This is a genomic window from Micromonospora sp. NPDC049523, assembly GCF_040676775.1.
Classification (GTDB): Bacteria; Actinomycetota; Actinomycetes; order Mycobacteriales; family Micromonosporaceae; genus Micromonospora_G.
On sequence record NZ_JBFAPP010000011.1, the window covers coordinates 232660 to 257180 of the forward strand.

A 24521-nucleotide genomic window follows, 5' to 3' on the forward strand; every position below is an offset into this window, starting at 1 on the left:
GTGCCGGTGACAGCCACGTGAAGATGCTGTTTCGTGGCCCCGGATCGCGGGGTGTTCCCGGTCACTTGTCGCGCCGCAGCCCGCCCGCGACGTGTTCGGCGATCAGCTCGAAGGAGCGGATCCGTTCGTCGACGTCGTAGACCATCGCGGTCAGCATCAGCTCGTCGGCCTGGGTCCGCTCCAGCAGTTCGGTGAGCTGCCTGCGTACGGTCTCCGGGCTGCCCATGGCCTGCCCCTGCATGCGTTCCCGGCTGAACTGCCGCTCCGCCTCCGTGAACGGGTACGCGGCGGCCTCCTCGGGGGTGGCCAGTGGTTCCGGACGTCCCGAGCGCAGACGCAGGAAGGAGAGCGCGGCGGGCCCGGACAGCCACTGGGCGTGCTCGTCGGTCTCCGCGCAGATCGCGTTCACCGCGACCATCGCGTACGGCTTGTCCAGCCATTGCGACGGGCGGAAGTTCTGCCGGTAGAGCGCGAGCGCCGGCAGGGTGTTGGTCGAGCTGAAATGGTGGGCGAAGGAGAACGGCAGGCCGAGCAGCCCGGCGAGCTGTGCGCTGAAGCCGCTGGAGCCGAGCAGCCAGACGGCGGGCATGTTCCCCCGGCCGGGGCTGGCGGTGATCGGACCGGGGCGGTCCCCGGTGAAGTAGTTGATCAGGTCGGCGAGCTCCTGCGGGAAGTTCTCCGCCGAGAGTCCCTCCATGGTGCGACGCAGTGCCAGCGCGGTCACCTGGTCGGTTCCCGGCGCCCGGCCGATGCCCAGGTCGATCCGGCCGGGGTGCAGCGCCTCCAGGGTGCCGAACTGTTCGGCGACCACCAGCGGTGCGTGGTTGGGCAGCATCACCCCGCCCGAACCGACCCGGATCGTCGAGGTGGCCGCGGCCAGGTGGGCGATCACCACGGGTGGGGCGCTGCTGGCGATGGCCGGCATGTTGTGGTGTTCGGCCACCCAGAAGCGCTGGTAGCCCAACTCCTCGGTCCGCCGCGCGAGGGCGGTGGTGTGCCGCAGGGCCTCACCGGCGGTGGTGCCGGCGGCGACCGGGGCAAGGTCAAGAACAGACATGGGTACGTCGATCACACAGTCGATCAACAGCCGGCCCGCCCAAATTGTTCCACTCGGGCGGATCGGGTGAGCTTGCCCACCGGAGTCTGCGCTGGCACGGTCGCCGCCCGCCCGCTGCCCGTCAGCCGATCAGGGTCCAGAGGTGTTGGGCGGAGGCCGACTCGAACTCACCCCGGGCGGCCTGCTGGGCCAACTCGTCGCGGCTGAGCCCCAGTTCGGCGAGCTGCCCGTCGACGAAACGGTTCCAGTCCTCGTCGGCCTGGCGCCGCTCCTGCTCGTCACCTGTCATGACTCGGACCCTACCGCCCCGGTACGACGGCCGGGCCGGGTGGTCGCGGGCGTGGGCGGCGACCCGACGGCCCGATGACATTGATCAAGGTATGTGCGGAATGGGCGAAGACATTGGATGTCTTCCTCTGCGGGACGAGATCGCCTCGCGTCTCGTCGTGGAGCGAGTGCTCGCCGTGTCCGTGGGAGCGTCGACGACCAGCGCTTTGTGGGTTTTGGTGGGGCTTGGCTGATCTTGAAGGGGTGGGATACCTCCGATGTCTAGGGCTGCAAAAGGTTGACAGAGTTGTTTCACGGTGTAAACATCGCCGTTATCTGAACTCGATGGAAATGGATTCGAGTAACTCGAATGAGGAGCGGAAGAAAATCGTCCAGCGTCGATAAGGCATTCGAGCTGATCGGCGCGGTTTCCGAGGCTGGCGGGGCCGGACTGACCCTGGGTGAGCTTGCCGCGGAAGCCGGTATCGCGCTGAGCACCACCCACCGGTACACCACCTCGCTGCTGGAACTCGGCGTGTTCGAACGGGATCCGGCCGGCGCCTTCCACCTCGGCGTCACCCTCATCGCGCTCGCCGGGCAGTACCTCGAAGAGGACGGTCTGCGCGCCGCGGCCCGCCCGTACCTGGTCGAACTGGTCGAGTTGAGCGGGGAGACGGTGCACCTGGGCATCCCGGTCGGCAACCACATCGTCTACGTGGACAAGGTGGAGAGCGCCAAGTCCGTACGGCTGGTCTCCCGGATCGGCAGCCGGGTGGCGATGCACAGCACCTCGATGGGCAAGGCCGTACTCGCCGCACTCGACGAGCGGCGGCGCGCGGAGATCCTCACCGGTCCGCTGCCGCTGCGTACCGGCAGGACGCTGACCGGTGCGGCGCTGAGCACCGAACTCGATCTCGTCCGAGCCCGCGGCTTCGCGATCGACGACGAGGAGAACGAGGAGGGTGTGCGCTGTTTCGGCCTGCCGATCCTGAGCGCCTCCGGCCAGCCGGTCGGCGCATTCAGCGTCTCGGCTCCCGCGCACCGGTTCAGCATCGACGACTGCCATCGCCTCGCCCCGACCGCACTGGCCATGGCGGTCAATATCGGTCGACGGATCGGCTATCCGGCGCATCGCCGTCGTCCCCCGCCGGAAAACCACACCCGACCGGAGCGCCCGAGCATCAGCGGACAGGTCCGCTGACCCAACCAAGGAGTGGAACGGATGTCCGCCGTCACATCGTCAACTGGTTCCGCCCCGTCCACCGAAGCCGTCCCGCCGGCCGAGTCGGTCATCACCGTGCACAACCCGGGCACCGGTGCGCTGCTCGGCGAGGTCGAGGCTGCCGGTGAGGAACGCGTACTGGCGGTGGTCGACGCCGCCCAGGCCGGTCAGCGGGCGATGGCCGCGCTGCCCGCGCACGAGCGGGCCGGACTGCTGCGCCGGATCGCCGAGCTGGTCGAGGCCGAGCAGGAGAGCCTGGCCCGGCTGCTCGCGGCCGAGAACGGCAAACCGCTGCCGCAGACCCGGGGCGAGATCGAGGCGGCGATCCGGATCTTCCGTGGCCACGCGGGCGAGGCGACCCGACTCTTCGGCCGGCAGATCCCGCTGGACGCCGTACCCGGAATGGAGCGGCACCTGGCGGTGACCGTGCGCGAACCGATCGGCGTGGTGGCCGCGCTGGTCCCGTTCAACTACCCGGTCGAGCTGTACGCGCACAAGGCGGCGGCCGCGCTCGCCGCCGGCAACGCCGTCGTGGTGCAGCCCCCCGCGCGCTGCCCGCTCAGCCTGGTCCGGATCGCCGAACTGGTCGAACTGGCCGGCGCGCCCCGGTACGCGCACCAGCTCGTCACCGGCGGGGTCCGGGTCTCCCAGCTCCTGGCCGAACTGCCCGGCATCGCGGCGGTGAGCCTCACCGGCAGCACCTCGGCCGGACGCGAGATCGCCCGGCGGGCCGCCGCCACCCTGAAGAAGGTCTTCCTCGAACTCGGCGGCAACGACGCGCTGATCGTCTGTGACGACGCGGACGTGGAGCAGGCCGCCCAGGCGGTGGTGCTCGGGCGACTGGCCCGCGGCAACGGCCAGATCTGCTGCGCGGTCAAGCGGGTCTACGTGCAGGACGGCGCGTACGACGCGTTCGTGGCGTCGCTGCTCGCGCAGACCGCCGAGCTGACCGTCGGCGACCAGTTGGTCGAGACGACCGACGTCGGTCCGCTGATCGCCGAGTCGGCCGCGGTGCAGGTCGAGGACGCGGTCGGCCGGCTCGTGCACGACGGCGCCCGGCTGGTTGCCGGCGGGGCCCGGCGCGGCGCCTTCGTCGACCCGACCGTGCTGGTCGACGTGCCGCCGGACAGTCCCGCCCTGGCCGCGGAGATCTTCGGCCCGGTGGCACCGGTGGCCCGGTTCGCCGACCCGTTCGACGCGGTGGCGATGGCGAACGAGTCGCCGTACGGGCTGCACGCCGCGGTGTTCACCCGGGACATCTCCCGCGCCTTCACCCTGGCCCGGCGGCTCGACGTCGGCGGGGTGCTGATCAACGGCTCGACCGCGGTACGGGCCGAGAACCTGCCGTTCGGCGGGACCAAGGACACCGGCGGCTACCGCGAGGGCGTGCACGACACTGCGCTGGACTTCACCCGGCAGAAGACCATCGTGGTGATGGAGGCCTTCGGATGAGCCTCGAACTGCGCGGGGTGCACAAGGACTACGGCGGCGTCGAGGTGCTGCACGGGGTCGACCTGGTGGGACAGCCGGGCGAGGTGCTGGCCGTGGTCGGCGCGAACGGCGCCGGCAAGTCCACCCTGATCAAGATCCTGGCCGGGGCGCAGCCGATGAGCGCGGGCGAGATGCGGCTCGACGGCGAGCGGGTCGAGCTGCGTTCGCCGCACGACGCGCACGACCACGGCATCCGTACGGTCTACCAGGAACTCAGCCTGGTGCCCGAACTGTCGGTCACGGAGAACCTGCTGATGGGGAACTTCCCCCGGCGGGCCGGCCTGATCGACTGGGCCGCCGCGCACCGCCGGGCCGGTGCGTTGCTCGACTCGATCGGCTTCGGCGCGATCAACCCCCGTACCGTCGCGGGCCGGCTCTCGGTGGCCCGGCAGCAGATGGTCGAGATCGCCAAGGCGCTGGTCGCCGAGCCGCGGGTGCTGGTGCTCGACGAGCCCTCCGCGGTGCTCGCCGGCAGCGACCTCGACTCGCTGTTCGCGCTGGTACGACGGCTGACCCGACGCGGTGTCCTGGTGGTGTACGTCTCGCACCGGCTGGCCGAGGTGATGGAACTCGCCAGCACCATCGTGGTGATCAAGGATGGTCGGGTGGTCGCCACGACCACCCCGGCGGACACCAGCGAGGACGAGCTGATCCGGCTGATGGCCGGGCGGCGACTGGCCCAGATCTACCCCGACCGGCGCGAGAGCAGGGGTGCGCCCCGGCTGACCGTCACCGGGCTCGGCCGGCCGGGCGAGTTCGCCGACGTCTCGTTCACCCTGCACGAGGGCGAGATCGTCGGCCTGTTCGGCCTGGTCGGCTCGGGTCGCAGCGAACTGGCCCGGTGCGTCTTCGGCGCCGAGCGGGCCGCGACCGGCGGGGTCCGGGTGGCGGGCGGGGGAGGGGACTTCCGTACCCCGGCGGAGGCGATCGCGGCCGGGGTCGCACTGGTCACCGAGGACCGCAAGCGCACCGGGTTGGTGCTCGACCTGACCGTACGGGACAACATCGCCCTGACCACGCTGCACCGGCACAGCCGGGTCGGCCTGGTCGACCGGGCCCGCCAGCGGCGGGACGTGACCACGATGGTCGACCGGCTCGGCATCCAGCCGGCGCACTGCGCGTCGATGGCGGTGGTCAATCTCAGCGGCGGCAACCAGCAGAAGGCGGTGCTGGCCAAGTGGCTGCTGGTCGGCCCGAGCGTACTCATCCTCGACGAACCGACCCGGGGCGTGGACATGGCCACCCGGGTGGAGATCTACCGCATCATCGACGACCTGGCCCGGTCCGGACTGAGCGTGCTGCTGATCTCCTCGGACCTGACCGAGGTGCTCGGCGCCAGCGACCGGGTGCTGGTGATGCGGCAGGGCCGGCTCACCGGCGAACTGGCCGCCGACCGGACCACCGAGGACGAGGTGCTCGCCTACGCGATCGGACCGGCCGCCGGCCGGATGGAGCAGACGCCCGTGACCGGGCACGAGGAGAGGGTATGACGGGGCAGCTCACCGACACCGCGCCGGGCACCGCCACCAGCGGGGGACCACGACGGCCGTTGCGACTGGTGGTCAACGGCCGGGACCGTACGGTCGAGGCGGTGCTCGGCACGCTCGTCGTCGCGCTGATCGTGGTCGCCGCCCTGACCTCCGACACCTTCTTCACCCAGACCAACCTGACCAACCTGCTCAAGCAGATGGTGACCACCGGGCTGCTCGCCTTCGGCATGCTGGTGGTCATCCTCACCGGCGGCATCGACCTCTCGGTCGGCTCGGTGGTCGCGTTTGCCGGCATCGTCACCGCCGGGCTGGTCTCGGGCCTGCCGATCCCGCTGGCGATGCTGGTCGGCATCCTGGCCGGGATCGGATTCGGGCTGGTCAACGGCACCCTGATCGCCCGGTTCGGGCTGGCGCCGTTCGTGGTGACGCTGGCCGCGCTAACCACCATCCGGGGGTTGGCCTTCGTCTACTCCGAGGTGCCGATCGCCCCGGACGACCCGGCGTTCTTCACCCTCGGTACGGCGATGGTCGGTCCGATCCCGCTGACCACGGTGATCATGCTGGTGGTCTTCGGCCTGGGCGGGGTCTTCCTGTCCCGTACCCCGGCCGGGCGGTCGATCATCGCGATCGGCGGCAACCCGGAGACCGTACGGCTCGCCGGCATCAACGTACGCCGGCACGTGATCCTTGCGTACACGATCAGCGGTGCCTGTGCCGGATTGGCCGGGGTGATCCTGGCCAGCCGGGTCGGCATCGCCCAGCCGAGCGTCGGTGTCGCCTTCGAACTGGACGCGATCGCCGCGTGCGTGATCGGCGGGGCGAGCCTGGCCGGCGGACGCGGTACGGCGAAGGCGACCCTCGGCGGTGTCCTCGTCCTCGCCTTGATCAACAACCTGCTGAACCTGTACGGCGTGCAGAGCTTCTGGCAGCAGGTCCTCAAGGGACTGATCATCATCGCGGTGATCCTGGTCCAGCGGGTCAACCGGGTACGCCCCTGACGCGGGGCGTGCCCACACCACCACCCCACCCACCACACCACGGGAGATGTTGGCATGAACCCGAAAAAGCTCAGCCGACTGCTGGTCACCGGCACCCTCGCCCTCGCCCTCGGCCTGACCGCGTGCTCCGATTCCGGCGGCTCCGGTGAGTCCGGCGGGGACGGCTCGTACACGATCGGCGTGGCGAACTTCATGCTGAGCGGGCCCTACTTCAGCGGCATGGACAAGGCCATCGCGGCCCAGGCGAAGAAGAAGGGGAACGTCGAGATCATCAGCACCGACGCGAACGGTGACGCGGCCAAGCTCGCCGCGAACGTCGAGGACCTGCTCAGCAAGAACGTCGACGCGGTGATCATCTCCGGCGGGCCGCTGGAGTCGGCCCCGGCGGCGCTCAACGCGATCAAGGCGGCGGGCAAGCCGGTGGTGCTGGTCGACCGGAAGTTCCAGACCGGCGAGTACACCAGTTGGATCGGCCCGGACAACAAGGCGATCGGCGTACAGAACGGGGAGTTCCTGGCCGAGAAGCTGCCCAGCGGCGGCAAGGTCGCCATCATCAAGGGCGGACCGGCCGACAACAGCATCGGGCTGGCCCGTACCGACGGGGTGAAGTCGGTGCTCGCCGGTAAGCCGGGGATCACCCTGGTCGAGGCGCCGGACTTCGGCAACTGGGGCTCTGACGGCGGGTTGACCGTGATGGAGAGCCTGCTCGCCACCAACGCCGACCTGGCCGCGGTGTTCTGCGAGAACGACGCGATGTGCCTGGGCGCGCAGCGGGCCATCGCCGACGCGGGCAAGGACAAGCAGATCATCATCGCCGGGGTGGACGGTCAGGCCGAGGCGTTGAAGGCCATTCTCGACGGCACGAACTACCTGGTCACCGGCCTGAACGACGCGGACATCATCGGCAGCCTGGGGCTGGACCGGGCGGTCGAGATCCTGGGCGGCACCAAGACCGAGAAGGACACCGTGGTCCCCTCGCCGAGGGTGACGAAGGAGAACGCGGCCCAGTTCCTCGACCCCAAGGGCGGTTTCTGAGCGGGGAGATCTCGGGGCTGGATGATCGCCGCTTCGGTTGACCGGTCCGCGCCTGGTGCGGGACCGGTCAACCGGGCGGGCGACTACAGCGAGAGGATCCGGGTGACCAGGGTCGCGACCGCGACGAGCAGGATCGTCGCCGGTGCACCGGCGCCCTTGGCGTCGCCGTTGCGTACGTGCGCGATGATCGCGCCGACGAAGTAGAGGACCACCCCGATGGCCGCCGCGACGCCGAGCGGCGCGAAGAAGATCCCGACGATCAGCCCGGCCGCGCCGATGATCTCGATGATCGCCAGCGGCGGGTACCAGGTGAGCGGGACCCCGGCGGCGGTCAGGCCCTTGACCACCGTCTCGTCCTTGGTCAGCTTGCCTCGGGCGGACATCAGGAGTGCAGCGGAGAGCAGGATCGCGAGGACGACGTAGGCGATGGACATGGTGCTCCCTGGGAGATGTGGGGGCTGTCGAGGCTGGGGGAGTTCGGGCGCCGAGGCGCGTTCGTCACCCTAGAGAGATCGTTGATCGATGTCAACGATCTGTTGTCCCTGACTATCTATTTTCCCGCACGATCGTCCCCGGGGTCGCTGCCGTCGATCGCCCGGCCTACCGGCCGGGAGCGGCCACCATCGCCCCGAGCAGGGCGGTCAGCGCAATGCTGGCGAACCCGACCCGCGTGTCACCGGCGCCGTACGGCAACCACAGGGTCCCGCCGTGCAGCAGGCCGCCGCAGGAGTAGACGACGTTCGGGACGTACCCGTCGCGTTCGCTGTCGTCGGGGCGCAGCAGCGCGCCCGGCAACTCGGCGACGACCCGTTCGGGGTGGGCCAGGTCGAGCAGCATCGCGCCGATGGCGTACTGGCGCATCGGGCCGACCCCGTGGGTGAGGACCAGCCAACCGGCCTCGGTCTCGATCGGTGAACCGCAGTTGCCGACCTGGATCAGCTCCCAGCCCCGGCGCGGGCCGTGCAACGGCACCGGGGACTGCCACCGGTTCTCGGCGTCCAGGGTGGACAAACCGATGGTCTCGCCGTCGGACCGGCACAACGCGAGCCGGCGACCGCCGACCGGACGAGGGAACAGCGCGATGCCCTTGTTCCGAGCGGCCGGCCCACGCATCGGGGTCACCTCGAAGTGCCGCAGGTCGTCGCTGTCCAGCATCCGCGCGGCGATGTCGCGGCCGTCGTACGCGGTGTAGGTGGCCCGGTACGCCGACTCGCCGTTGTCGTCGACCCACCGTACGAAACGGGCGTCTTCCATCCCGTTGCACTCGGCCGGGGTCGCCGGCCACAGCACTCGCTGGTGCAGCGGCACCTCGGCGGGAAACGTGATGGCGTAACCGGCGGAGATCGTACGGCGAAGCTGTTCGAGGGTGCGGTGTGCGGTGGCACGGGTGAGCAGGTCGATCGGCAACTGCCCCAGCGCCCGTTCGAAGGCGTCGTCGTCGAACCGCTCGGTCAGGCAACCCAGTACGGTGGCCGACACCTCGTTGTCCCAGCCCTCCTCGGCCAGCCCCGCGGCGAGCAGGTCCCGCCGATGCAGAGCGCCGGTACGCCGCCCGGTGAGCAGGGGTCCGTCCCGGTCCGCGACACCGAGGCGGGAACCCGGCCCGAGTACGGCACTGGCGAACCCGATCGAGGACAGGTGCCCCTCGCCGATCTGCCGCAGGCTGACGGCCGTACGCAGCTCACCGGGGGCGAGGCCGGTCTGGTCCGGGTGCACGACCATCGACGGGTTGCACAGGGCGGCGGCCTCCACCGCGTACTCGTGGGAGAAGTAGGCGCCGACCAGCAGGCGGGCCTCGGGTGACAGCTCGCTGGTCCGCGGCACCCGGTGGTGGACCAGGTCGTAGTGGTGCCGGAAGGTGGCCTCGAGGTCGTGGTGCCGGCCGGCGAAGCCGCGCAGGGTCTGCCGGAGCAGGGCGCCGGTCTCCTCGTCGCCGAGGTCGGCGATCCGTTCGATCAGGGCGTGCGCGCGGGTCCGGGCGAGGACCGCGTCCTCGCCCGGCACGAAGAGCTTCACGATCACCCGGCGCGGATCCGGGTCCAGCGTCGGGCCGACCCGGACAGCCAGGTCCGGCGGGGGACGGGTGGCGTCGGTCATGGCCGCCCTCGCGCGTGTTGCAGGGTGGAGACGAGGGCCAGGGTCGACTCGGCGCCCTGGTTGCGGTTGGGCCCGTGCGGGGTCAGGCCGTCGTATCCGCCGCCGGTGGCCGGGTCCCACATCGCGGTGCCCACGTCGTTCTCGCCGAGGAACCAGGCGACCGACTGCCGTACGCCGAGCTGCCAGCCGGGGTCGCCGGTGGCCACGGCGGCGGTGGCGCAGGCGTCGGCGAGCGCGGCCACCTCGATCGGCTGCTGGTCGTGGCGCAGCCGGGGACGGTGGCGTTGCCAGCCGTCGACCGGGATGACCGACAGCCGACCGTGGCGTAGCTGCACCTCGCGCAACCAGGTCAGCATCGCCAGCCCGGTGGTGAGCAGGTCACCGTCGCCGCGAAGCTGACCGGCGGCGACGACCACCTCGGCGAGGGCGGCGTTGGCATAGGTCAACCGGGGGCGCGGCCACGGCCAGTCCGGGCTGTCCCCCGGCCCGCCGACCGAGGTGGCGGCGTCGTCGAGCAGCGCGGCCGCGAGGCGGTGGTCCGGATGGCCGCGCAACACCTCGGCGGCGCCGAGACCGGCGAACGCCATGGCATGCGGGGCGGGGGAGCGCAGGGCGGCGCCGAGGGTGAAGGCGACCAGTGCCTCCTCACGGATCCACGGCGCCGCACTGCGGGTCGCGGCGGTGCCCAGACCCCACAGCGCCCGGCCCCACCAGTCGCCGACCCCTGGCTCGTCGGTCCACCGCCGGTCGTGGCCGAGCCGGTTGTGGAAGGCGCCGTCGCCGGCCTGGGCGTGGGTCAGGAACGCCAGGTAGACCTCCGCGAGCCGGATAACGGCGGCGGGCGGTTCGGGTTCGCGGCTGGTGACCACCAGCCCGCGCGCGACGTCGTCGGTGCAGTAACCGTGCTGGCGGCGGGGGATCGCGTGCCGGGCATGCTCGAACAGGCCGGTGTCGTCGGTCAACCGGGCCAGGTGCGCGAAGCTGGGCGCCGGCACGCCGCCGGTCCGGGCGAGCGCGGTGACGTTCCGGTCGGCCGCCCCGCCGTTTCCGTCGTCGCCGCCGGGTCCGTCGGCACCCTCACCGGTGACGCGGGCGCCGCCGCCGATGACGCGTACGCCGGTCACGCCGGCACCGGCGGTGTCGCCAGGACCGGCGGGTTGGCCGTACGCAGCCCCGCCGCGAGCGCGGCGTAGCGGGCCGCCACCGCCGGCCACAGCAGGGTCGGAGCCACCGGGCCGGTCCGGCCGACGAGACTGTCGGACAGGCCGGGTTCGGTCAGGATCCGACGGATGGCGGTGGCCATCGCCGACGGGTCCTGATGGGGTACGAGCAGCCCGGGCCCGTCGGTGAGCAACTCCACCGCGTGCGGGAAGGGCGTCGCGACCACGGGTACGCCAGCGGCCACCGCCTCGATCAGGACCCCGGAGGTGACCTGCTCACGCGAGTCGTACGGCAGTACGACGACGTCGGCGGAACGGATCAGCCGGCTCAGCGCAGCCTCGTCGCGGTAGACGGGTTGGTAGCGGACGGCGTCGGCGATGCCCAGCAGCGCGCCGAGTCGTTGCAGGCTGGTCCGGTACTCCTCGCCGTGCTGTTCGAGCACCTTGGGATGGGTCTTGCCGGCGACCGTGTAGGACGGGGACGGGCTCAGGTCGCGCAACCGGGCGAGCGCCCGCAACGCCCACTCGATGCCCTTGCCCGGACCGATCAGCCCCCAGGTGAGCAGGTGTGGACGGGCCCGCGAGGTGGTGGACGCGCCGGTGTGGTCGCCGGCACCGTGCGGGATGACGGTGACCTTCGCGGGGTCGACCGCGTAACCGATGAGCAGCCGGTCCCGGGCGGTCTCGGTCATCGTGACCACCGCGCCGGCCGCCGCCACCACCTCCTCCAGCGTCGCCCGTTGCCCGGCGGTGGGCTGGGCCAGCACGGTGTGCAGGACCACGATGGGGGGCCGGTCGAGTGCACGCAGCAACGGCAGTACGGCCGAGCCGTCGGGTCCGGGGTAGATGCCGTACTCGTGTTGCACGATGGCGACGTCGAACGTGTTGAGCGCCTCGGTGGCGTCCTGCCAACCGGTGCCGCTGGACGGCGACCAGGTGTGTACGACGCCGGGGCCGGCGCGCTCGTCCTCGCCGCTGCTGATCACCCGTACGATCCCGCCGGGTCGCCCACCGGCGGTGAGCTGGGCGGACAGGGCGGAGTTGAAGGTGGCCAGTCCGCACTGGGTCGGCGGGTGGGTGCTGAGGAAACCGTAACTGGCGGCCATGGGGCGCCTTCCGGTCATCGGCTGCCGCCGCGTGGGCGGCGTCAGCCTCACGCGATAAGGGCGCTCACCCGACCAGCGTGTGTGGCGGGCGCAACGGGTGCACGACGACCGCCGCCTTCGCGGCTACGGGTCTGCCGGGCACCTGGCCGGACTCTTGGCGAGTTCCCGGCGGTCCGACGCTACCAGCGCCGGCTGTCAGTCGATCAGGACTCGGTAGACATCCAGGTAGTCCCGGACCATCCGGTCCACCCCGAAACGCTGCCGGGCGCGGTCCCGGCAGCCGGCCCGGTCGATCGCGGCGATCCGGTCGACGGCGGCGACGGCCTGGTCCACGGTCTGCACCAGGTAACCCGTCACCCCCTCGTCAACCACCTCCGGCATCGACCCGAGCCGGTACGCCACCACCGGGGTGCCGCACGCCATCGCCTCCACCACCGACAGCCCGAAGGGCTCGGCGAAGGCGATCGGGTGCAGCAGGGCGGCGGCGCCGCCGAGAATCTCGCCGCGCCGGTCGGGGCCGACCGCGCCGAGGAAGGTGACCTGCTCGCCGTCGACGTGCGGGGCGACCTGTTCGGCGTAGTACCGCTCGTCCTGGACGATGCCGCAGATGGTCAACGGTCGACCGGCCAACCGGGCGATCTCGATCGCGGTGTGGATGCCCTTGTCCGGATGTATCCGGCCGAAGGCGACCAGTCCGGGGCCGCCGTCCGGGGCGAACGGGAAGCCGTCGAGGTCGATGCCGTGCGGCACGGTCGCGACGTAGTCGAGACCGGGGAAGCGGTCGGCGTCGGAGATCGAGACGTACGCCGACTTCGCCCGCTCGTACGCCGGCAGGATGCCGGGGCCGGAGAAACCGTGGACCGTGGTGAGCATCGGGGCGCGACAGTGCCCGGCGAACGCCAGCGGCAGCCAGTCCAGGTGGTTGTGGACCAAGTCGAACTCACCCGAGCGGGTCAGCGCGTGGGCGACGTGCATCGCCTCCCACACCCGCCCGTCCAGGTCCGGGTCGTCGGCGTACCCGCGGGGGCACACCCCGTCGAGGGTGGCGGACGTGATCGAGTCGAGCGTGGCGAAGAGTGTCACGTCGACTCCCCGGGCATGAAGCCCCTCGGCGAGCAGGCCGGTCACCGTCTCCCACGGCCCGTAGTGGTGTGGTGGCGTACGCCATGCCACCGGCCCCAGCAGGGCCACCCTCACCTGGTCGGCTGGTCGGCGAACTCGGCCGGGTCGAGGTCGAGCGTGGAGAGCAGACCGGAGTTGCGGTCGATGTCGATCCGGTCGGGCATCTCCTTGTCGAGCCAGTCGGCCCGGTGGTGCTGGCCGCGGCGACGCAACGCCTCAAGGATCTTATCTTTGTCGATTTCCATGTCCCGCTCTCTGCACGCGCCTAGTCGGTCGAGAAACTGCCGATCGTGCTCCGGCTCGCGGGGCGCCGGATGGCCGCCGTCGACGCCCACCCGCCGGCTACGTTTTCCGGTCCTCGGGCGCGACGTCCCCGCCGCCCACTCCGGGCCGTCGAACGCGGCGACCGGGGTTGAATGAAAGAGAGCTCGCCGCCCGGTAGCAGTCCTGTCTGCGGCACGGCGATCACCACTCTACTCCGAACAGGCCGGCCCCACCCCGTACGCGGGTCCCCCGGGCCGTCCGTGGACCCGGCCCACGGGCGGCGTCTGCGGCGGGGAGGCAAGTCCGACATCCGGACGCACGGGAGCGCTACCGGGCAGGAGTAGGCTTCGGGTGTTGCCCTGGACTTCGGCGCCTCGGGTTTCGCGGACTCCGCACACCGCCGCCGAACGAAGGTCCCGCCATGACTCGGATTGTCAGTCCGGCGCGTTCGGCCGACGGCCGACCCACCAAACCGATCAACGGCCGGCGCCGCCCGCTGGCCCGTACCGGCACGCTGGCGCCCTGGATCGCCTCCGCGATCGCCGCGTTCGTGCTGCTCATGCTGATCTTCGTGCTGCAGAACGGCCAGGCGTCGCAGGTGCACTTCCTGGGCCTGAACGGGCAGTTGCCAATGGGTGTGGCGATGCTGTTGGCGGCCGTGGCCGGCGTACTGCTGGTTTCGATACCGGCCGTCGCCCGCCTCGTCCGGGCGCGGATGCTGGCCGGTCGAGTGGCCCCGGAGACCACCATCCCCGCCGAGCCGACCGGCCCGGTCGCGTGACCACCGTCGCGGACCGCAAGATCTGGACCTGCACCGAGGAAGCACCGCCAGCCCGAATCCGCCTCAGCACCTCCCGGTCCCGCCGGGAGATGCTCGACGGGAGTTGGTGGCCCGGCTCCCGCGACCCGGTACGGGAACTCACCAGCCTGGTCGCCGCGTTGACCGCCGAGCAGGTCGGCACCGTGGAGCGGGTCATGTTGCAGCCGACCGCATGGGACCGACATCCCCAACGGATCGGGATCGGCGACCGAGTGCTGCGGGTGGGCTGGTTCAGCACGCTCGACGCCGGTCTGGTCATCCTCACCGGACGGGGCGACCTCCGGATCGACCTGGCGGTCGTGCCACCACAGACCGCGTTCGCGGTCGCCACGGCGGCCATGCAGGCCGCTTCCCTGCCCGGCGCCGACATCCGGCCGCCGCAACAGCGGCACCCCGGTCCGCCGCTGTCGTCCCGAGCGGGCGAGGGCGGCAACGGCCATAATCAATCCCGGCGGGACTCCGCGACGCCGGCCCGCGCCTGAACCAGGCGAAGCAACACCGCGCCGGGTACGGGTCCACGCCGCAGCAGACGAGGACGGGACGTACCAACGGTGAACCTCGAACGGACCGGTCCGCAGACCGTGCAGGTCGGTTGCACGCTGACCCTCGACGTCACCGCGCCGGCCGGTGTGGTGCTCCAGATCGCGCCCGCCCGACCACCCGGCGGGGACCTCAGCGAACGCCTCGACATCGTCAACAACACCGTGCCGGTGACCGCCAGCGAGATCGCCGGACCGGTCGGCGGGCGCGCGCACCTGATCCGGGTACAGCCGGGCAAGCTGACCGTCGACTACCGGGCGACGGTGACCACCGCTGCCGCGACCACCGACCGGGTCGACGACGCGGCCCGGGTGGAGGCGTTGCGGCCGAGTCGCTACTGCCCCTCCGACCGGCTCGCCGGTTTCGCCCAGAGCCACTTCGGCGACCTACCGAGCGCCGGGCAGCGGGTACGGGCGATCACCGACTATGTCTGGCGGCACATCGCGTACGTCTCCGGGGCCAGCGGTCCGACCACCGACGCGCTGGACACGCTGCTGGGCGGACAGGGCGTCTGCCGCGACTTCGCGCACCTGGTGGCCGCGCTGTGCCGGGCGGTCGACGTACCGGCGCGGATCGCCGCCGTCTACGCCCCCGGGCTGTCCCCGATGGACTTCCACGCCGTGGTGGAGACCGACATCGACGGCCGCTGGCAGGTCTGGGACGCCACCCGGCTGGCACCTCGGCAGAGCCTGGTACGCATCACCACCGGCCGGGACGCGGCCGACATCGCGTTCTGCACGGTGATCTCCGGTCGGCTCGACCTGGAGAGTCTGGAGATCAACGCGGTCTCCGGCGGCGACCTGTCGCTGGACGACCACGAAGGCTTGATCACCCTGGCCTGACCGGACCACCGCCACCGAACCACCGAACGGGAACGCTGCGACGGCTCGGCTGCCCGGTAAACGACGACGGGTGTCGCTAGGGTGTGGGTCGCCGAGAAGTTTTCACGATCTGTGGGGGGTAGCGCGGTGTCTCAGCCGTCGGATGTCGGGAACCTGGACGTGGAGTGGGCGCCTCCCGGGATCGACACCAGCCTGCCGCACTCCGCGCGGATGTACGACTACTGGATCGGCGGCAAGGACAACTTCGCCGCCGACCGGGCCATGGGTGACGCCTTCGCCGCCGCCATCCCGAGCATCCGCACCATGGCCCAGGAGAACCGGGCCTTCATGCACCGGGTGGTCCGTTACCTGACCGGCGAGGCGGGCATCCGCCAGTTCCTGGACATCGGCACCGGCATCCCCACCCGGCCGAACGTCCACGAGATCGCCCAGGCCATCGCCCCGCAGACCCGGGTGGCGTACGTGGACCACGATCCGATCGTGCTGGTGCACGCCCGCGCGCTGATGGTCAGCGGGACCGAGGGCGAGACCGTCTACCTCGACGCCGACCTGCGCGAGCCGGGGAAGATCCTCGCCGACCCGGACCTCACCGCCACGCTGGACCTGGAGCGCCCGGTGGGCCTGCTCCTGATCGCGATCCTGATGCTGATGGCCGACGAGGACGACCCGTGGGAGAAGGTCGCCACCCTGCTGGACGCGCTGCCCTCCGGCAGCTACGTCGCGATCACGCACCCCGGACTGGATTTCGACCCCGAGGCGATGGGCGGCATCGCGACCGCGGCGAACCAGGGCGGCATGACCCTGGTGCCACGGGTACGCGACGACGTGGCCCGGTTCTTCGCTGACTGGGAACTGGTCGAGCCGGGTGTCGTACCGGTGATGGCCTGGCATCCGGAGGGCACCCCGCCGGCCGACCCGAACGGTGCGTACTACTGGTCCGGCGTGGCCCGCAAGCGGTAGCCGTTGTCCCTGCCGCAGCCCGACCCTAGTCGCGGACGTCGATACCTGCCGTCCCCCGCGACTCCACCACGGACGGCCCCCCGGACGGCCCCGCGGACGGGTGCGCGGAACGCTCCGCGGACGGCTTCACAGCCGGCAGTGGTGGCTGCGGGCGGCGCAGGTAGCGGACCAGCTCGACGGTGATCGTGATGGTCAGGGCGATGCCGAGCCCGAGCAGCAGGCCCTTCACCGGATCGTGTTCGAACGCCATCCCGCCGAGGTAGCCGACCAACGCGGAGTAGACCGCCCAGGAGCCCGCGGCCAGGGCGTCGAAGAGGACGAAGGCGCGTCGCGGGTAGCCGACCGCGCCCATGGTCAGGGTGATCGCGGTACGGCCGCCGGGCACGTACCGGGCGACCACCAGCGCCAGGCCGCCTCGGCTGAGCAGCGCGGCACGCGCCCAGGCGAACGCGGCGTGCCGGCGGGTCCCGGCCGGCAGGCGGCTGTCCAGCCGCGCGCCGGAGGCACGGCCGATGGCGTACGAGACATGGTCGCCGACGAACGCACCGAGGGCGGCGACCACGATCACCGGCAGCAGGTCGGGCTCGCCGGTCGCGGCGAACACCCCGGCGGTGATCACCGCGGTCTCGCTCGGCACGACCGGGAAGAAGCCGTCGACCACCGCCACGGCGAAGATCGCCAGGTACACCCACGGCGAGGTCATGGTCTGCTGGAGCAGGTCGAGTACGGCGTCCATCATCGGTGCCCCGCCGGTCGGGTGTCGGCGCAGTTGTCGGTCATGTGACGACCCTCGCCGGAGTTCGGCGTCCACCGCATCCGACGGCGGTCAGCCGACGCCCCCCACGAAAGTAGGGGGTCACCGGCGACGATCGCAGCGAGCAGGGGTGGCCGAGCGGCGCCTACGCTGAGCCGGTGACGTACCACCGTCGGGCGCTCGCCCAGCTCCGCCACTGGTACACGTCGATCCGGGCACCCGGCGGTCACCACCGGCTGGTCCCGTACGCGTTGGCGGTCACGGTCTTCGTCTGCTCGCGGATGTCGGCCAGCGGCGACATCGGCGTCCGCTCCTCCTGGCCCGGCCCCGCCCTCGTCGGCCTGGCCGGCGCCTCGGCGGTGGCCGCCGGGATCGCCCGGGTACGACGTGGACCGATCTTCGTCATGGCCGCGGTGGCCTGGATCGCGCTCGCCATGTGGCCGGCGCTGGTGGTGGCGTCCTACTACGCCGGGACGAGCCTGCCCCGCGACCGGATCAAGGTCTACCTGCTCGGGGCGGCGGTGGTGATGGGGCTGTCGATCCCGGTCGGCATCGCGGCCGGCGGTCAGCGTTACATCACCACGGTCGCGACCGGGAACTTCCTGATCATGTGCGCGCTGCTGGTCGCGCTGCCATTGCTCGGCGGGCTCTGGGTCAACGCCCGCCGCGAGGTGCTCACCGCCCTGCGCGACCGGGCCGACCAGCTCGAACGCGAGCAGCACGCGCGGATCGACCGGGTCCGGGCGCAGGAACGTAACCGGATCGCGCGGGAGATGCACGACGTGGTCGCCCACCGGGTCTCGCTGATGGTGCTGCACGCGGGAGCCCTGGAGGTGAACGCCCCGGATCCGCGCACCGCCGAGGGGGCCGCGCTGATCCGTACCATCGGGCGGGAGGCACTGACCAACCTGCGGGACGTGCTCGGCGTACTGCGGTCGGCGCGGGTGGCCGAGGCGGTCCTCGCGCCACAGCCGGGACTCGGCGACCTCGACCGGCTGCTCGACGCGTCCCGCGACGTCGGGGTCACGGTCAACCGGCACGACGAGGGCATTCCCCGGCCGATGCCGGTGACGGTGCAACGTGCGGTCTACCGGGTGACCCAGGAGGCGCTGACCAACGTGCACAAGTACGCCCCGGACGGCGCGACCGACGTGCACCTGCGGTACCTGGCGGACGGGTTCGAGGTCGCCGTACGCAACGCACCGTCGAGCACGGTGGCCGCACCGCTGCCCGGTGCCGGGCTCGGCCTGGTCGGGCTGCGCGAGCGGGTGGAACTGCTCGACGGGCGGCTGGAGGCCGGCGCCGAGCCGGACGGCGGGTTCACCGTCCGCGCCCTGATCCCGTACCCGGACCGGGAGCCGGCGTGATCCGGGTACTGGTGGTCGACGACGAGCACCTGGTCCGGTCGGGACTGCGACTGATCCTGGAGGCGGCCGGTGACATCGCGGTGGTGGGCGAGGCACGAGACGGCGCGGAGGCGGTCGAGGCCGTCGTCCGGCTCGGGCCGGAAGTGGTGCTGATGGACGTACGCATGCCCGGCGTGGACGGGCTCACCGCAGCGGCAAGGATCGGCACCGTACCGCATCCACCAAAGGTGATCATGTTGACCACCTTCGACCTCGACGAGTACGTCCACCAGGCGCTTCGTGCCGGTGCCGTGGGATTCCTGCTTAAGGACACCCCGCCGACGGAACTCGCCGCCGCCGTCCGTACGGTTCACGCCGGCAACGCGATGCTGGCCCCGACGGTGACGATGCGCCTGCTCAGTTCCTTCGTGGAGCGGGCACCGGCCCGCGCGCGGCAGGCCCGGGACCGGCTCGCCACGCTCACCGGCCGGGAACGCGACGTGCTGGACGCGCTCGCCCGTGGCCTGTCCAACGCGGGGATCGGCAGTGCACTGGGGCTGAGCGAGGCCACGGTCAAGGCGCACGTCAGCCGCGCGCTGGCGAAGCTCGGGCTCGGCAACCGGGTGCAGGCGGCGATCCTGGTGCGGGACGCCGACGGGTGAGCGGGTTCTTGCCGGTCGGCATCACCGTGTCGGCCAAGGGTGAGGTGGCCGAGCTGCCGTGGTCCCGCCGGGCGGACGCGGCGCAGAGGTGACGGACCGGTCCCCTCCGCGCGCCCCACGCGGAGGGAACCGTCGGGGCGGGCCGCCGTCGGTACCCACCCCTATCCCGCGCCGGAGACGGCCGCACTGACGTTCCGGGCGTAGCCGGTCGACCGGCCAGGCCGACCGAGGCGGGTCACGGGGATGCCGCCGGCCGGGGTGGCTTCGCTGTCCTCGCCAGCCCCAGCAGGTCCTTCGTGATCTGTCCGGATCTCCACCAGGCGGCGACCGGTACCGCGGCGACGAACGCCGCCACCGGCATCGCGGCGATGCCGGAGGCGGTGAACATGGCCACGGCGTACATGCTGGTGGCGGTGCCGAGCAGGATCAGCGCGCCGAGTCGTATCGCCAGGCCGGTGGCGAGTTCGCCGCGCCAGCTGATGCCGACCAGACCGAGAATGCCGACCGGGACGAGACTCGCCCGCCAGATCGTGTGGGTCAGGACGGGCATCGTGTCGGCGAGTGACGACATCCGGGTGGCGGAGGTGAGCATGGCGATTCCGCACGCGGTGGCGGCGACCATGAACGTCACCTCGAATGGGCGCCAACTCGTCGCGACCATCGAGATGGTCCGGCAGTCCCAGTCGTAGTCCGATCGGGGATCGGTGATGGTGACCTGGGAATCGGCGGCCTCGACCGTGCCCGATGGTTCCGTACGTGCGTCGTGCTGCGTTTTCGACAGCTGCGCGGGCAGTATTATCCGGTCGAAAGTGTTCCTGATGACTGGCTCGTTGTTCATGTGTCATCCCTCTGCCCGGCACAGCCCGGTGCCGGGTGAACGCGCTCGATGGTTCGGAGCAGGGGTGATCGCAGCCGCGACGGACCTATGTGAGTGACAAAACGCTCAGGTCGGTCCGCGTGCGGACCACAATCGACACGGGTGCGGCACCGTTGTGTCCGCTAACGCGACTGGAAAAGGTCATGGGCCCCACCTTCGGACGTGAAACTTCATTGCCGAGGTCTGGGGCAACGTCCACTAAATGGACCTAACCACGCTATCCCGGTGCTGAATTTGCTGTCAAGAGTGGACCCCGCTGCCCGGCGACCGGTAGGTCGGGGCGCGGCCGCAGCAGGTATCGTTCTCCTCGTCGATCCGCTGATGTCGCTCCCCACCCCGGCGGCACCTTTGAATGATCCCCGGAAGGTGCGCAATGCCGGTGTCTTCCCGGGCACGCTCCTGTTCGCCGCGCCGAGCCGGGCGCGGTGTGCCGGCGGCCCGAAAGTGACCGGGTCCACAGACCGTTGGGTCCGGGCGTTGGGTCTGATCGCCGAACAGCCCTGGCCGGACGACGGATCTCCTGGCGTCAGGCAGTCGCTGTCGCGGATCTGCCGTGCCGCCGTGCACGCCCTCTCCGCGTCCGGGGTAGGGGTCAACGTGCTGACGCGGGACGGAACACAGGGCTACGTCGTCGCCTCCGACGATGCCGCGTACCTGCTCGCGGAGTTGCAGTTCACGCTCGGGGAGGGGCCCGGAGTCGATGCCTTCCACACCCGTCGCCCGGTCCTGGTGACGGACCTCGGCGCCGAGGACGCGATGGCTCGCTGGCCGCTCTGGGTGGCCGCCATGGCGGAGCGCCGCATCTGCGCCGCGTACGCGTTCCCGCTCCAGGTCGGGGCGGCCCGGCTCGGTGTCATGGTCCTCTTCTGCGAGCAGGCCGGTCCCATGCCCGGTGACACACTGGACCAGGCGCTCACCTTCGCCGAGATCGTCATGATGACGGTGCTCGACGGTGAGGGGAACCCCGACCAGGGGGCCCAGGCGCTCGGATTCGACGATGCGTCGGGCTATCGGGCGGAGGTTGCGCAGGCACAGGGCATGATCATGGTGCAGCTCGGGGTCAGCATCGGCGACGCGTTGATCCGCCTGCGGGCCCATGCCTATGCCGAGTCCCGCCCGCTGCACCAGGTCGCACGCGACGTCGTCGACCGCAAACTGCGATTCGACGGATCCTGACCGGAATCACGGCACCTCACTATGGACAGGCATGGAGTTGTCATGACCACAGTCTCACCACTTCGGCTCGCGAAGGTTTTCGTCGAGGTGTCCGACACCCTCGTGGACGAGTTCGACCTCATCGAATTCCTGCACCTGCTGACGATGCGGGCTGCCGAACTCGCCGACGCCAACGTCGTGGGCCTGGTCCTCGCCAACCAGCACGGGCAGCTCCAGTTCATGGCGGGTTCCCGCGAGGAGGCCCGACTGCTGGAACTGTTCCAGATACAGAACGACGAAGGTCCCTGTCTCGACGCATTCCGTACCGGCGTCACCGTCGTCGATACGGACCTGCGGTCGGCGGCGACGCGTTGGCCACAATTCGCCCCGCACGCCACGGCCGCGGGATTCCGCTACGTGTACGCCTTCCCGCTCCGACTGCGCGCCCAGGTCATCGGGGCGCTGAACGTGTTCGGGGTGGACGACGGCAGGCTGCTCGCGGACGACGACATCCCGATCGTGCAGGCGCTGGCCGACCTGGCCTCCATCGCGATCCTGCAGGAACGTTTCATGAGTCGCGCCGACGAACTCACCGTCCAACTCCAGAGCGCGCTCAACAGCCGGGTCGTCATCGAACAGGCGAAGGGCGCGATCGCGCAGAGCAGCGGTGTCACCGTCGACGAGGCGTTCAGTCTCATCCGAGGGTATGCCCGGTCCAAGAACCTGCGGTTGGTCGACGTGGCCCGCACCATCGTGACGGACCTCGCCGCCATCCCCGAATTCGCCCGACCGGGCAGGTAGTGTCGGCGCCGGCTGGCTGCCGCAGCTGCCGTGGTGCCCTCGGTGACTCCGTTCGTGCGGCGATCGGTGTCGGTGATCGGACACCGGTACGCCATCGAACCGGAAAAGGCGCGACCCGGTGCTCGGGTCGCGCCTTGTCGAAGATCACATGTCGACGCCGATTCGGCGGCGACGTGCACTAAGAGTCAGTGGGCAATTACGCTGCGCGTATGTGCTGCCCGACGTGCCCCCGGTGGGATTCGAACCCACACTGTCGGAGGTTTGAGCTCCGTTTCTCTACCGGTTGGAATACGGGGACGTTGCCACGGGCCTGACGAGTAGGCCCGGTCTAGGGTACCCACTACGCTGATGACGGCGACACCCGGCCGGGCGGGTGCCGGACAAACAGCGCTGGGGGTAGAGGTTCGTGGCCGACACGCAGGCGGGTATCGAGCGTAGGCGGGTGCTGATCGCCGAGGATGAGGCGCTCATCCGGCTGGATCTCGCCGAGATGCTGGTCGAAGAGGGCTACGACGTGGTGGGGGAGGCGGGCGACGGGGAGACCGCGGTACGCCTGGCCGAGGAGCTCAAACCCGATCTCGTCATCCTCGACATCAAGATGCCGATCATGGACGGGCTGGCCGCGGCGGAGCGGATCGCCGCCGGCCGGATCGCCCCGGTGGTCATCCTGACCGCGTTCAGCCAACGCGACCTGGTCGAACGGGCGCGGGCGGCCGGCGCGATGGCGTACCTGGTCAAGCCCTTCCAGAAGAGCGACCTGGTGCCGGCGATCGAGATCGCGCTGTCGCGCTACTCGGAGATCGCCGCGCTGGAGTCCGAGGTCGCCGGTCTGACCGATCGCCTGGAGATCCGCAAGACGGTGGAGCGGGCCAAGGGCGCGCTGATGACGACGTACGGCATGACCGAGCCGCAGGCGTTCAAGTGGATCCAGCGCACCGCGATGGACCACCGGATGACCATGCGCGAGGTCGCCGAGCGGATCCTGGCCGAGGGCACGGGCGGCGAGCCCGCCGAGGCTAGCTGAACGTACGCGGCAGCCGAATCGCTGGACCTCCGCGGTCGGGAATCGCTCTAGTATCGGGCCATGTCCATCCATCGGCGGCTCGTCGCGGGTCTCGTCGGGCTCACCCTGCTGTTCGGGTGCGAGCGTGCGACCGAGAACCCTGTCGACGCCGAGATCCGGCCGCACTGGCAGCCGGTGGCGCTGCCGATGCCGGAAGGGCCGGCCGGACGGCTGATGCTGCGCGACGCCGTCGCGTGTGCCGACCGCTGGTACCTCGTCGGCGCCGTCGGTGGACCTGACGGTGCGACCCGGCCGGCGGTCTGGACCAGCACCGACGCGCTGACCTGGAGCACGGTGCGGCTCGCGCCGAGCAGCTACTACGGCGAGCGGGCGATCCTCTACGCGGCGGGCTGCCGCGACGGCCGGATCGCGGTGATCGGCGCCAAGGCGGGCGGCGCGCACGGCAACCCTCGGGTGCGGACCTGGCGGCAGCTACCGGACGGGTCGCTGGTCGAGGTATCGGCGGAGTTCGAGCTGTACGGCGGACCAAGGGCGGTCAATGTCAGCCGGGTCGCGGGTGGACCGGGTGGTTGGCTGATCGCCGGCGGGCGGGAGAGCGGGGCCGCGGTATGGCGGTCGCCGGACGCGGCCGACTTCCGGATCGTCGAGAACGCACCCGGGTTGGCCAGCGACGCCGGGGTGCGGACCTCCGCGACGGACGCGCTCGCGGTGCCCGACGGCTGGCTGGTCGGTGGCAGCGGCCGGGCGGAGGGCCGACCGGACCACGATCCACTTCTCTGGACGTCGCCCGACGGCCTGGCGTGGACCCGGACCGCGCTGCCGGCTACCGGTGAGGACGAGGCCGTGCAGCGGCTGGCCCGGGTCGGTGACTCGGTGCTGGCGCTGGGACTGCGCGGCGGGACGTTCGGCGCGTGGCGGCTCGACGGCACGGACCCGGGCGGCTGGCAGGCCGCCGGGCGGTTCGGGGTCGCGGGCGCGGGCGCGATCGCCGGGGTCGAGGCGGTCACGACGTACGGCGGGCACGTGCTCGCGGTGTCCGTGGCGGCCGATGGTCACCGATTGTGGCGTTCGGACGGGGCCGCTCGGCAGTGGTCCGGGGTGGCGCTGCCGGTCGACGTGCCACCCGGCGGGGACACCGCTGCCTCGGTGGCCGCGATGGCTGGCCAGGCAGTGATGATTACCGATGACGGCCACGGTGCCCGTGCCTGGCAGGCAGCCTTTCCCGGTACGCCCTGAACCGGGTCGACAAACCTCGCGGGTATGACATCCGAGCGCAAAACTTGCCACGCTACGTAACGGTTGAGTCAACGCAGGCATCCAGACCTACCGGCGAGTCGGGCCAGTGGGATAACGTCCCCGGCCAGACCGGGTGAACGGTCTCGTTCGGCGCTGTCGTGGCTCACCCGCCCGTGGCACCGGACTCGTGGATGG

General features: G+C 71.1%; 25 protein-coding genes and 1 tRNA gene. 15 read left to right on the plus strand and 11 right to left on the minus strand.

Annotated features, from left to right (window positions below):
* Window positions 1–61: 61 nt before the first annotated feature.
* On the minus strand, window positions 62–1057 hold the full coding sequence (locus AB0J90_RS19550; protein WP_363597666.1) for an LLM class flavin-dependent oxidoreductase: 996 nt from the start codon (window positions 1055–1057) through the stop codon (window positions 62–64).
* A 121-nt stretch (window positions 1058–1178) separates the two neighbouring features.
* The gene (locus AB0J90_RS19555; protein ID WP_363597668.1) at window positions 1179–1346 is read right to left on the minus strand and encodes a hypothetical protein; all 168 of its coding nucleotides are present in this window, start codon (window positions 1344–1346) and stop codon (window positions 1179–1181) included.
* A gap of 348 nt (window positions 1347–1694) precedes the next feature.
* Between AB0J90_RS19555 and AB0J90_RS19560 the strand changes: the two genes are divergently transcribed.
* The 5 genes from AB0J90_RS19560 to AB0J90_RS19580 are packed head-to-tail and all read left to right on the plus strand — an operon-like array spanning window position 1695 to window position 7560.
* Window positions 1695–2525, plus strand: a complete 831-nt coding sequence (locus tag AB0J90_RS19560; RefSeq protein WP_363597670.1) for an IclR family transcriptional regulator — start codon at window positions 1695–1697, stop codon at window positions 2523–2525.
* Between the two features lie 21 nt (window positions 2526–2546).
* The gene (locus AB0J90_RS19565; RefSeq protein WP_363597672.1) at window positions 2547–3998 is read left to right on the plus strand and encodes an aldehyde dehydrogenase family protein; all 1452 of its coding nucleotides are present in this window, start codon (window positions 2547–2549) and stop codon (window positions 3996–3998) included.
* On the plus strand, window positions 3995–5527 hold the full coding sequence (locus AB0J90_RS19570) for a sugar ABC transporter ATP-binding protein (RefSeq protein WP_363597674.1): 1533 nt from the start codon (window positions 3995–3997) through the stop codon (window positions 5525–5527). The genes AB0J90_RS19565 and AB0J90_RS19570 overlap by 4 nt, the downstream gene beginning before the upstream one ends.
* Window positions 5524–6525, plus strand: coding sequence for an ABC transporter permease (locus tag AB0J90_RS19575; protein ID WP_363597676.1), 1002 nt, complete (start codon window positions 5524–5526; stop codon window positions 6523–6525). Before AB0J90_RS19570 ends, AB0J90_RS19575 begins: the two co-directional genes overlap by 4 nt.
* Window positions 6526–6579: 54 nt before the next feature.
* A complete protein-coding gene (locus tag AB0J90_RS19580) occupies window positions 6580–7560 on the plus strand; it encodes a substrate-binding domain-containing protein (protein ID WP_363597678.1) in 981 nt (326 codons plus the stop codon).
* An 83-nt stretch (window positions 7561–7643) separates the two neighbouring features.
* On the opposite strand, the gene AB0J90_RS19585 is transcribed toward AB0J90_RS19580, so the two are convergent.
* The 6 genes from AB0J90_RS19585 to AB0J90_RS19610 all read right to left on the minus strand — a co-directional run bounded on the left by AB0J90_RS19585 (window position 7644) and on the right by AB0J90_RS19610 (window position 13290).
* Complete coding sequence (locus tag AB0J90_RS19585; RefSeq protein WP_363597680.1) at window positions 7644–7994, minus strand: DoxX family protein; 351 nt, start codon at window positions 7992–7994, stop codon at window positions 7644–7646.
* A 166-nt stretch (window positions 7995–8160) separates the two neighbouring features.
* Entirely contained in the window at window positions 8161–9657 is a 1497-nt protein-coding gene (locus AB0J90_RS19590; protein ID WP_363597682.1) for a glycoside hydrolase family 130 protein, read from the minus strand.
* Window positions 9654–10781, minus strand: coding sequence for a glycosyltransferase (locus AB0J90_RS19595; RefSeq protein WP_363597684.1), 1128 nt, complete (start codon window positions 10779–10781; stop codon window positions 9654–9656). Before AB0J90_RS19595 ends, AB0J90_RS19590 begins: the two co-directional genes overlap by 4 nt.
* Entirely contained in the window at window positions 10778–11923 is a 1146-nt protein-coding gene (locus AB0J90_RS19600; RefSeq protein ID WP_363597686.1) for a glycosyltransferase, read from the minus strand. Before AB0J90_RS19600 ends, AB0J90_RS19595 begins: the two co-directional genes overlap by 4 nt.
* 195 nt (window positions 11924–12118) lie before the next feature.
* Entirely contained in the window at window positions 12119–13120 is a 1002-nt protein-coding gene (locus AB0J90_RS19605) for a glycosyltransferase family 4 protein (RefSeq protein WP_363597688.1), read from the minus strand.
* Window positions 13117–13290, minus strand: coding sequence for a hypothetical protein (locus AB0J90_RS19610; RefSeq protein ID WP_363597690.1), 174 nt, complete (start codon window positions 13288–13290; stop codon window positions 13117–13119). The genes AB0J90_RS19605 and AB0J90_RS19610 overlap by 4 nt, the downstream gene beginning before the upstream one ends.
* Window positions 13291–13730: 440 nt before the next feature.
* Between AB0J90_RS19610 and AB0J90_RS19615 the strand changes: the two genes are divergently transcribed.
* From AB0J90_RS19615 to AB0J90_RS19630, 4 genes are all read left to right on the plus strand, one after another.
* On the plus strand, window positions 13731–14090 hold the full coding sequence (locus tag AB0J90_RS19615; protein ID WP_363597692.1) for a LapA family protein: 360 nt from the start codon (window positions 13731–13733) through the stop codon (window positions 14088–14090).
* Entirely contained in the window at window positions 14087–14611 is a 525-nt protein-coding gene (locus tag AB0J90_RS19620) for a DUF5994 family protein (protein WP_363597694.1), read from the plus strand. The genes AB0J90_RS19615 and AB0J90_RS19620 overlap by 4 nt, the downstream gene beginning before the upstream one ends.
* Window positions 14612–14680: 69 nt before the next feature.
* A complete protein-coding gene (locus AB0J90_RS19625) occupies window positions 14681–15511 on the plus strand; it encodes a transglutaminase family protein (protein ID WP_363597696.1) in 831 nt (276 codons plus the stop codon).
* A gap of 153 nt (window positions 15512–15664) precedes the next feature.
* Window positions 15665–16471, plus strand: coding sequence for an SAM-dependent methyltransferase (locus tag AB0J90_RS19630; RefSeq protein WP_363597788.1), 807 nt, complete (start codon window positions 15665–15667; stop codon window positions 16469–16471).
* 25 nt (window positions 16472–16496) lie between these two features.
* Here the strand turns inward: AB0J90_RS19630 and AB0J90_RS19635 are convergent, their stop codons facing one another.
* Entirely contained in the window at window positions 16497–17207 is a 711-nt protein-coding gene (locus AB0J90_RS19635; protein WP_363597790.1) for a DedA family protein, read from the minus strand.
* Window positions 17208–17383: 176 nt separating this feature from the next.
* Between AB0J90_RS19635 and AB0J90_RS19640 the strand changes: the two genes are divergently transcribed.
* Together AB0J90_RS19640 and AB0J90_RS19645 are read left to right on the plus strand one after the other, a co-directional pair.
* Complete coding sequence (locus AB0J90_RS19640; RefSeq protein ID WP_363597698.1) at window positions 17384–18592, plus strand: histidine kinase; 1209 nt, start codon at window positions 17384–17386, stop codon at window positions 18590–18592.
* Window positions 18589–19233, plus strand: a complete 645-nt coding sequence (locus AB0J90_RS19645) for a response regulator transcription factor (protein ID WP_363597700.1) — start codon at window positions 18589–18591, stop codon at window positions 19231–19233. Before AB0J90_RS19640 ends, AB0J90_RS19645 begins: the two co-directional genes overlap by 4 nt.
* Before the next feature lie 235 nt (window positions 19234–19468).
* Here AB0J90_RS19645 and AB0J90_RS19650 read toward each other — a convergent pair whose 3' ends face one another.
* Window positions 19469–20071 carry a hypothetical protein gene (locus AB0J90_RS19650; RefSeq protein WP_363597702.1) on the minus strand — a complete coding sequence of 201 codons (603 nt, stop codon included), beginning with the start codon at window positions 20069–20071 and terminating at the stop codon, window positions 19469–19471.
* Between the two features lie 285 nt (window positions 20072–20356).
* Between AB0J90_RS19650 and AB0J90_RS19655 the strand changes: the two genes are divergently transcribed.
* Both AB0J90_RS19655 and AB0J90_RS19660 read left to right on the plus strand, forming a co-directional pair.
* Window positions 20357–21286 carry a GAF and ANTAR domain-containing protein gene (locus AB0J90_RS19655; protein WP_363597704.1) on the plus strand — a complete coding sequence of 310 codons (930 nt, stop codon included), beginning with the start codon at window positions 20357–20359 and terminating at the stop codon, window positions 21284–21286.
* 42 nt (window positions 21287–21328) lie between these two features.
* Entirely contained in the window at window positions 21329–22066 is a 738-nt protein-coding gene (locus AB0J90_RS19660; RefSeq protein ID WP_363597706.1) for a GAF and ANTAR domain-containing protein, read from the plus strand.
* Between the two features lie 224 nt (window positions 22067–22290).
* Here the strand turns inward: AB0J90_RS19660 and AB0J90_RS19665 are convergent.
* Window positions 22291–22364: transfer RNA gene (locus tag AB0J90_RS19665), tRNA-Leu, on the minus strand.
* Window positions 22365–22472: 108 nt separating this feature from the next.
* On the opposite strand from AB0J90_RS19665, the gene AB0J90_RS19670 reads away from it, so the two are divergent.
* Window positions 22473–23090: a response regulator gene (locus tag AB0J90_RS19670; RefSeq protein ID WP_363597708.1), complete on the plus strand. Its 618-nt coding sequence runs from the start codon at window positions 22473–22475 to the stop codon at window positions 23088–23090.
* 60 nt (window positions 23091–23150) lie between these two features.
* Window positions 23151–24326: a hypothetical protein gene (locus AB0J90_RS19675; RefSeq protein ID WP_363597710.1), complete on the plus strand. Its 1176-nt coding sequence runs from the start codon at window positions 23151–23153 to the stop codon at window positions 24324–24326.
* Window positions 24327–24521 lie beyond the last annotated feature (195 nt).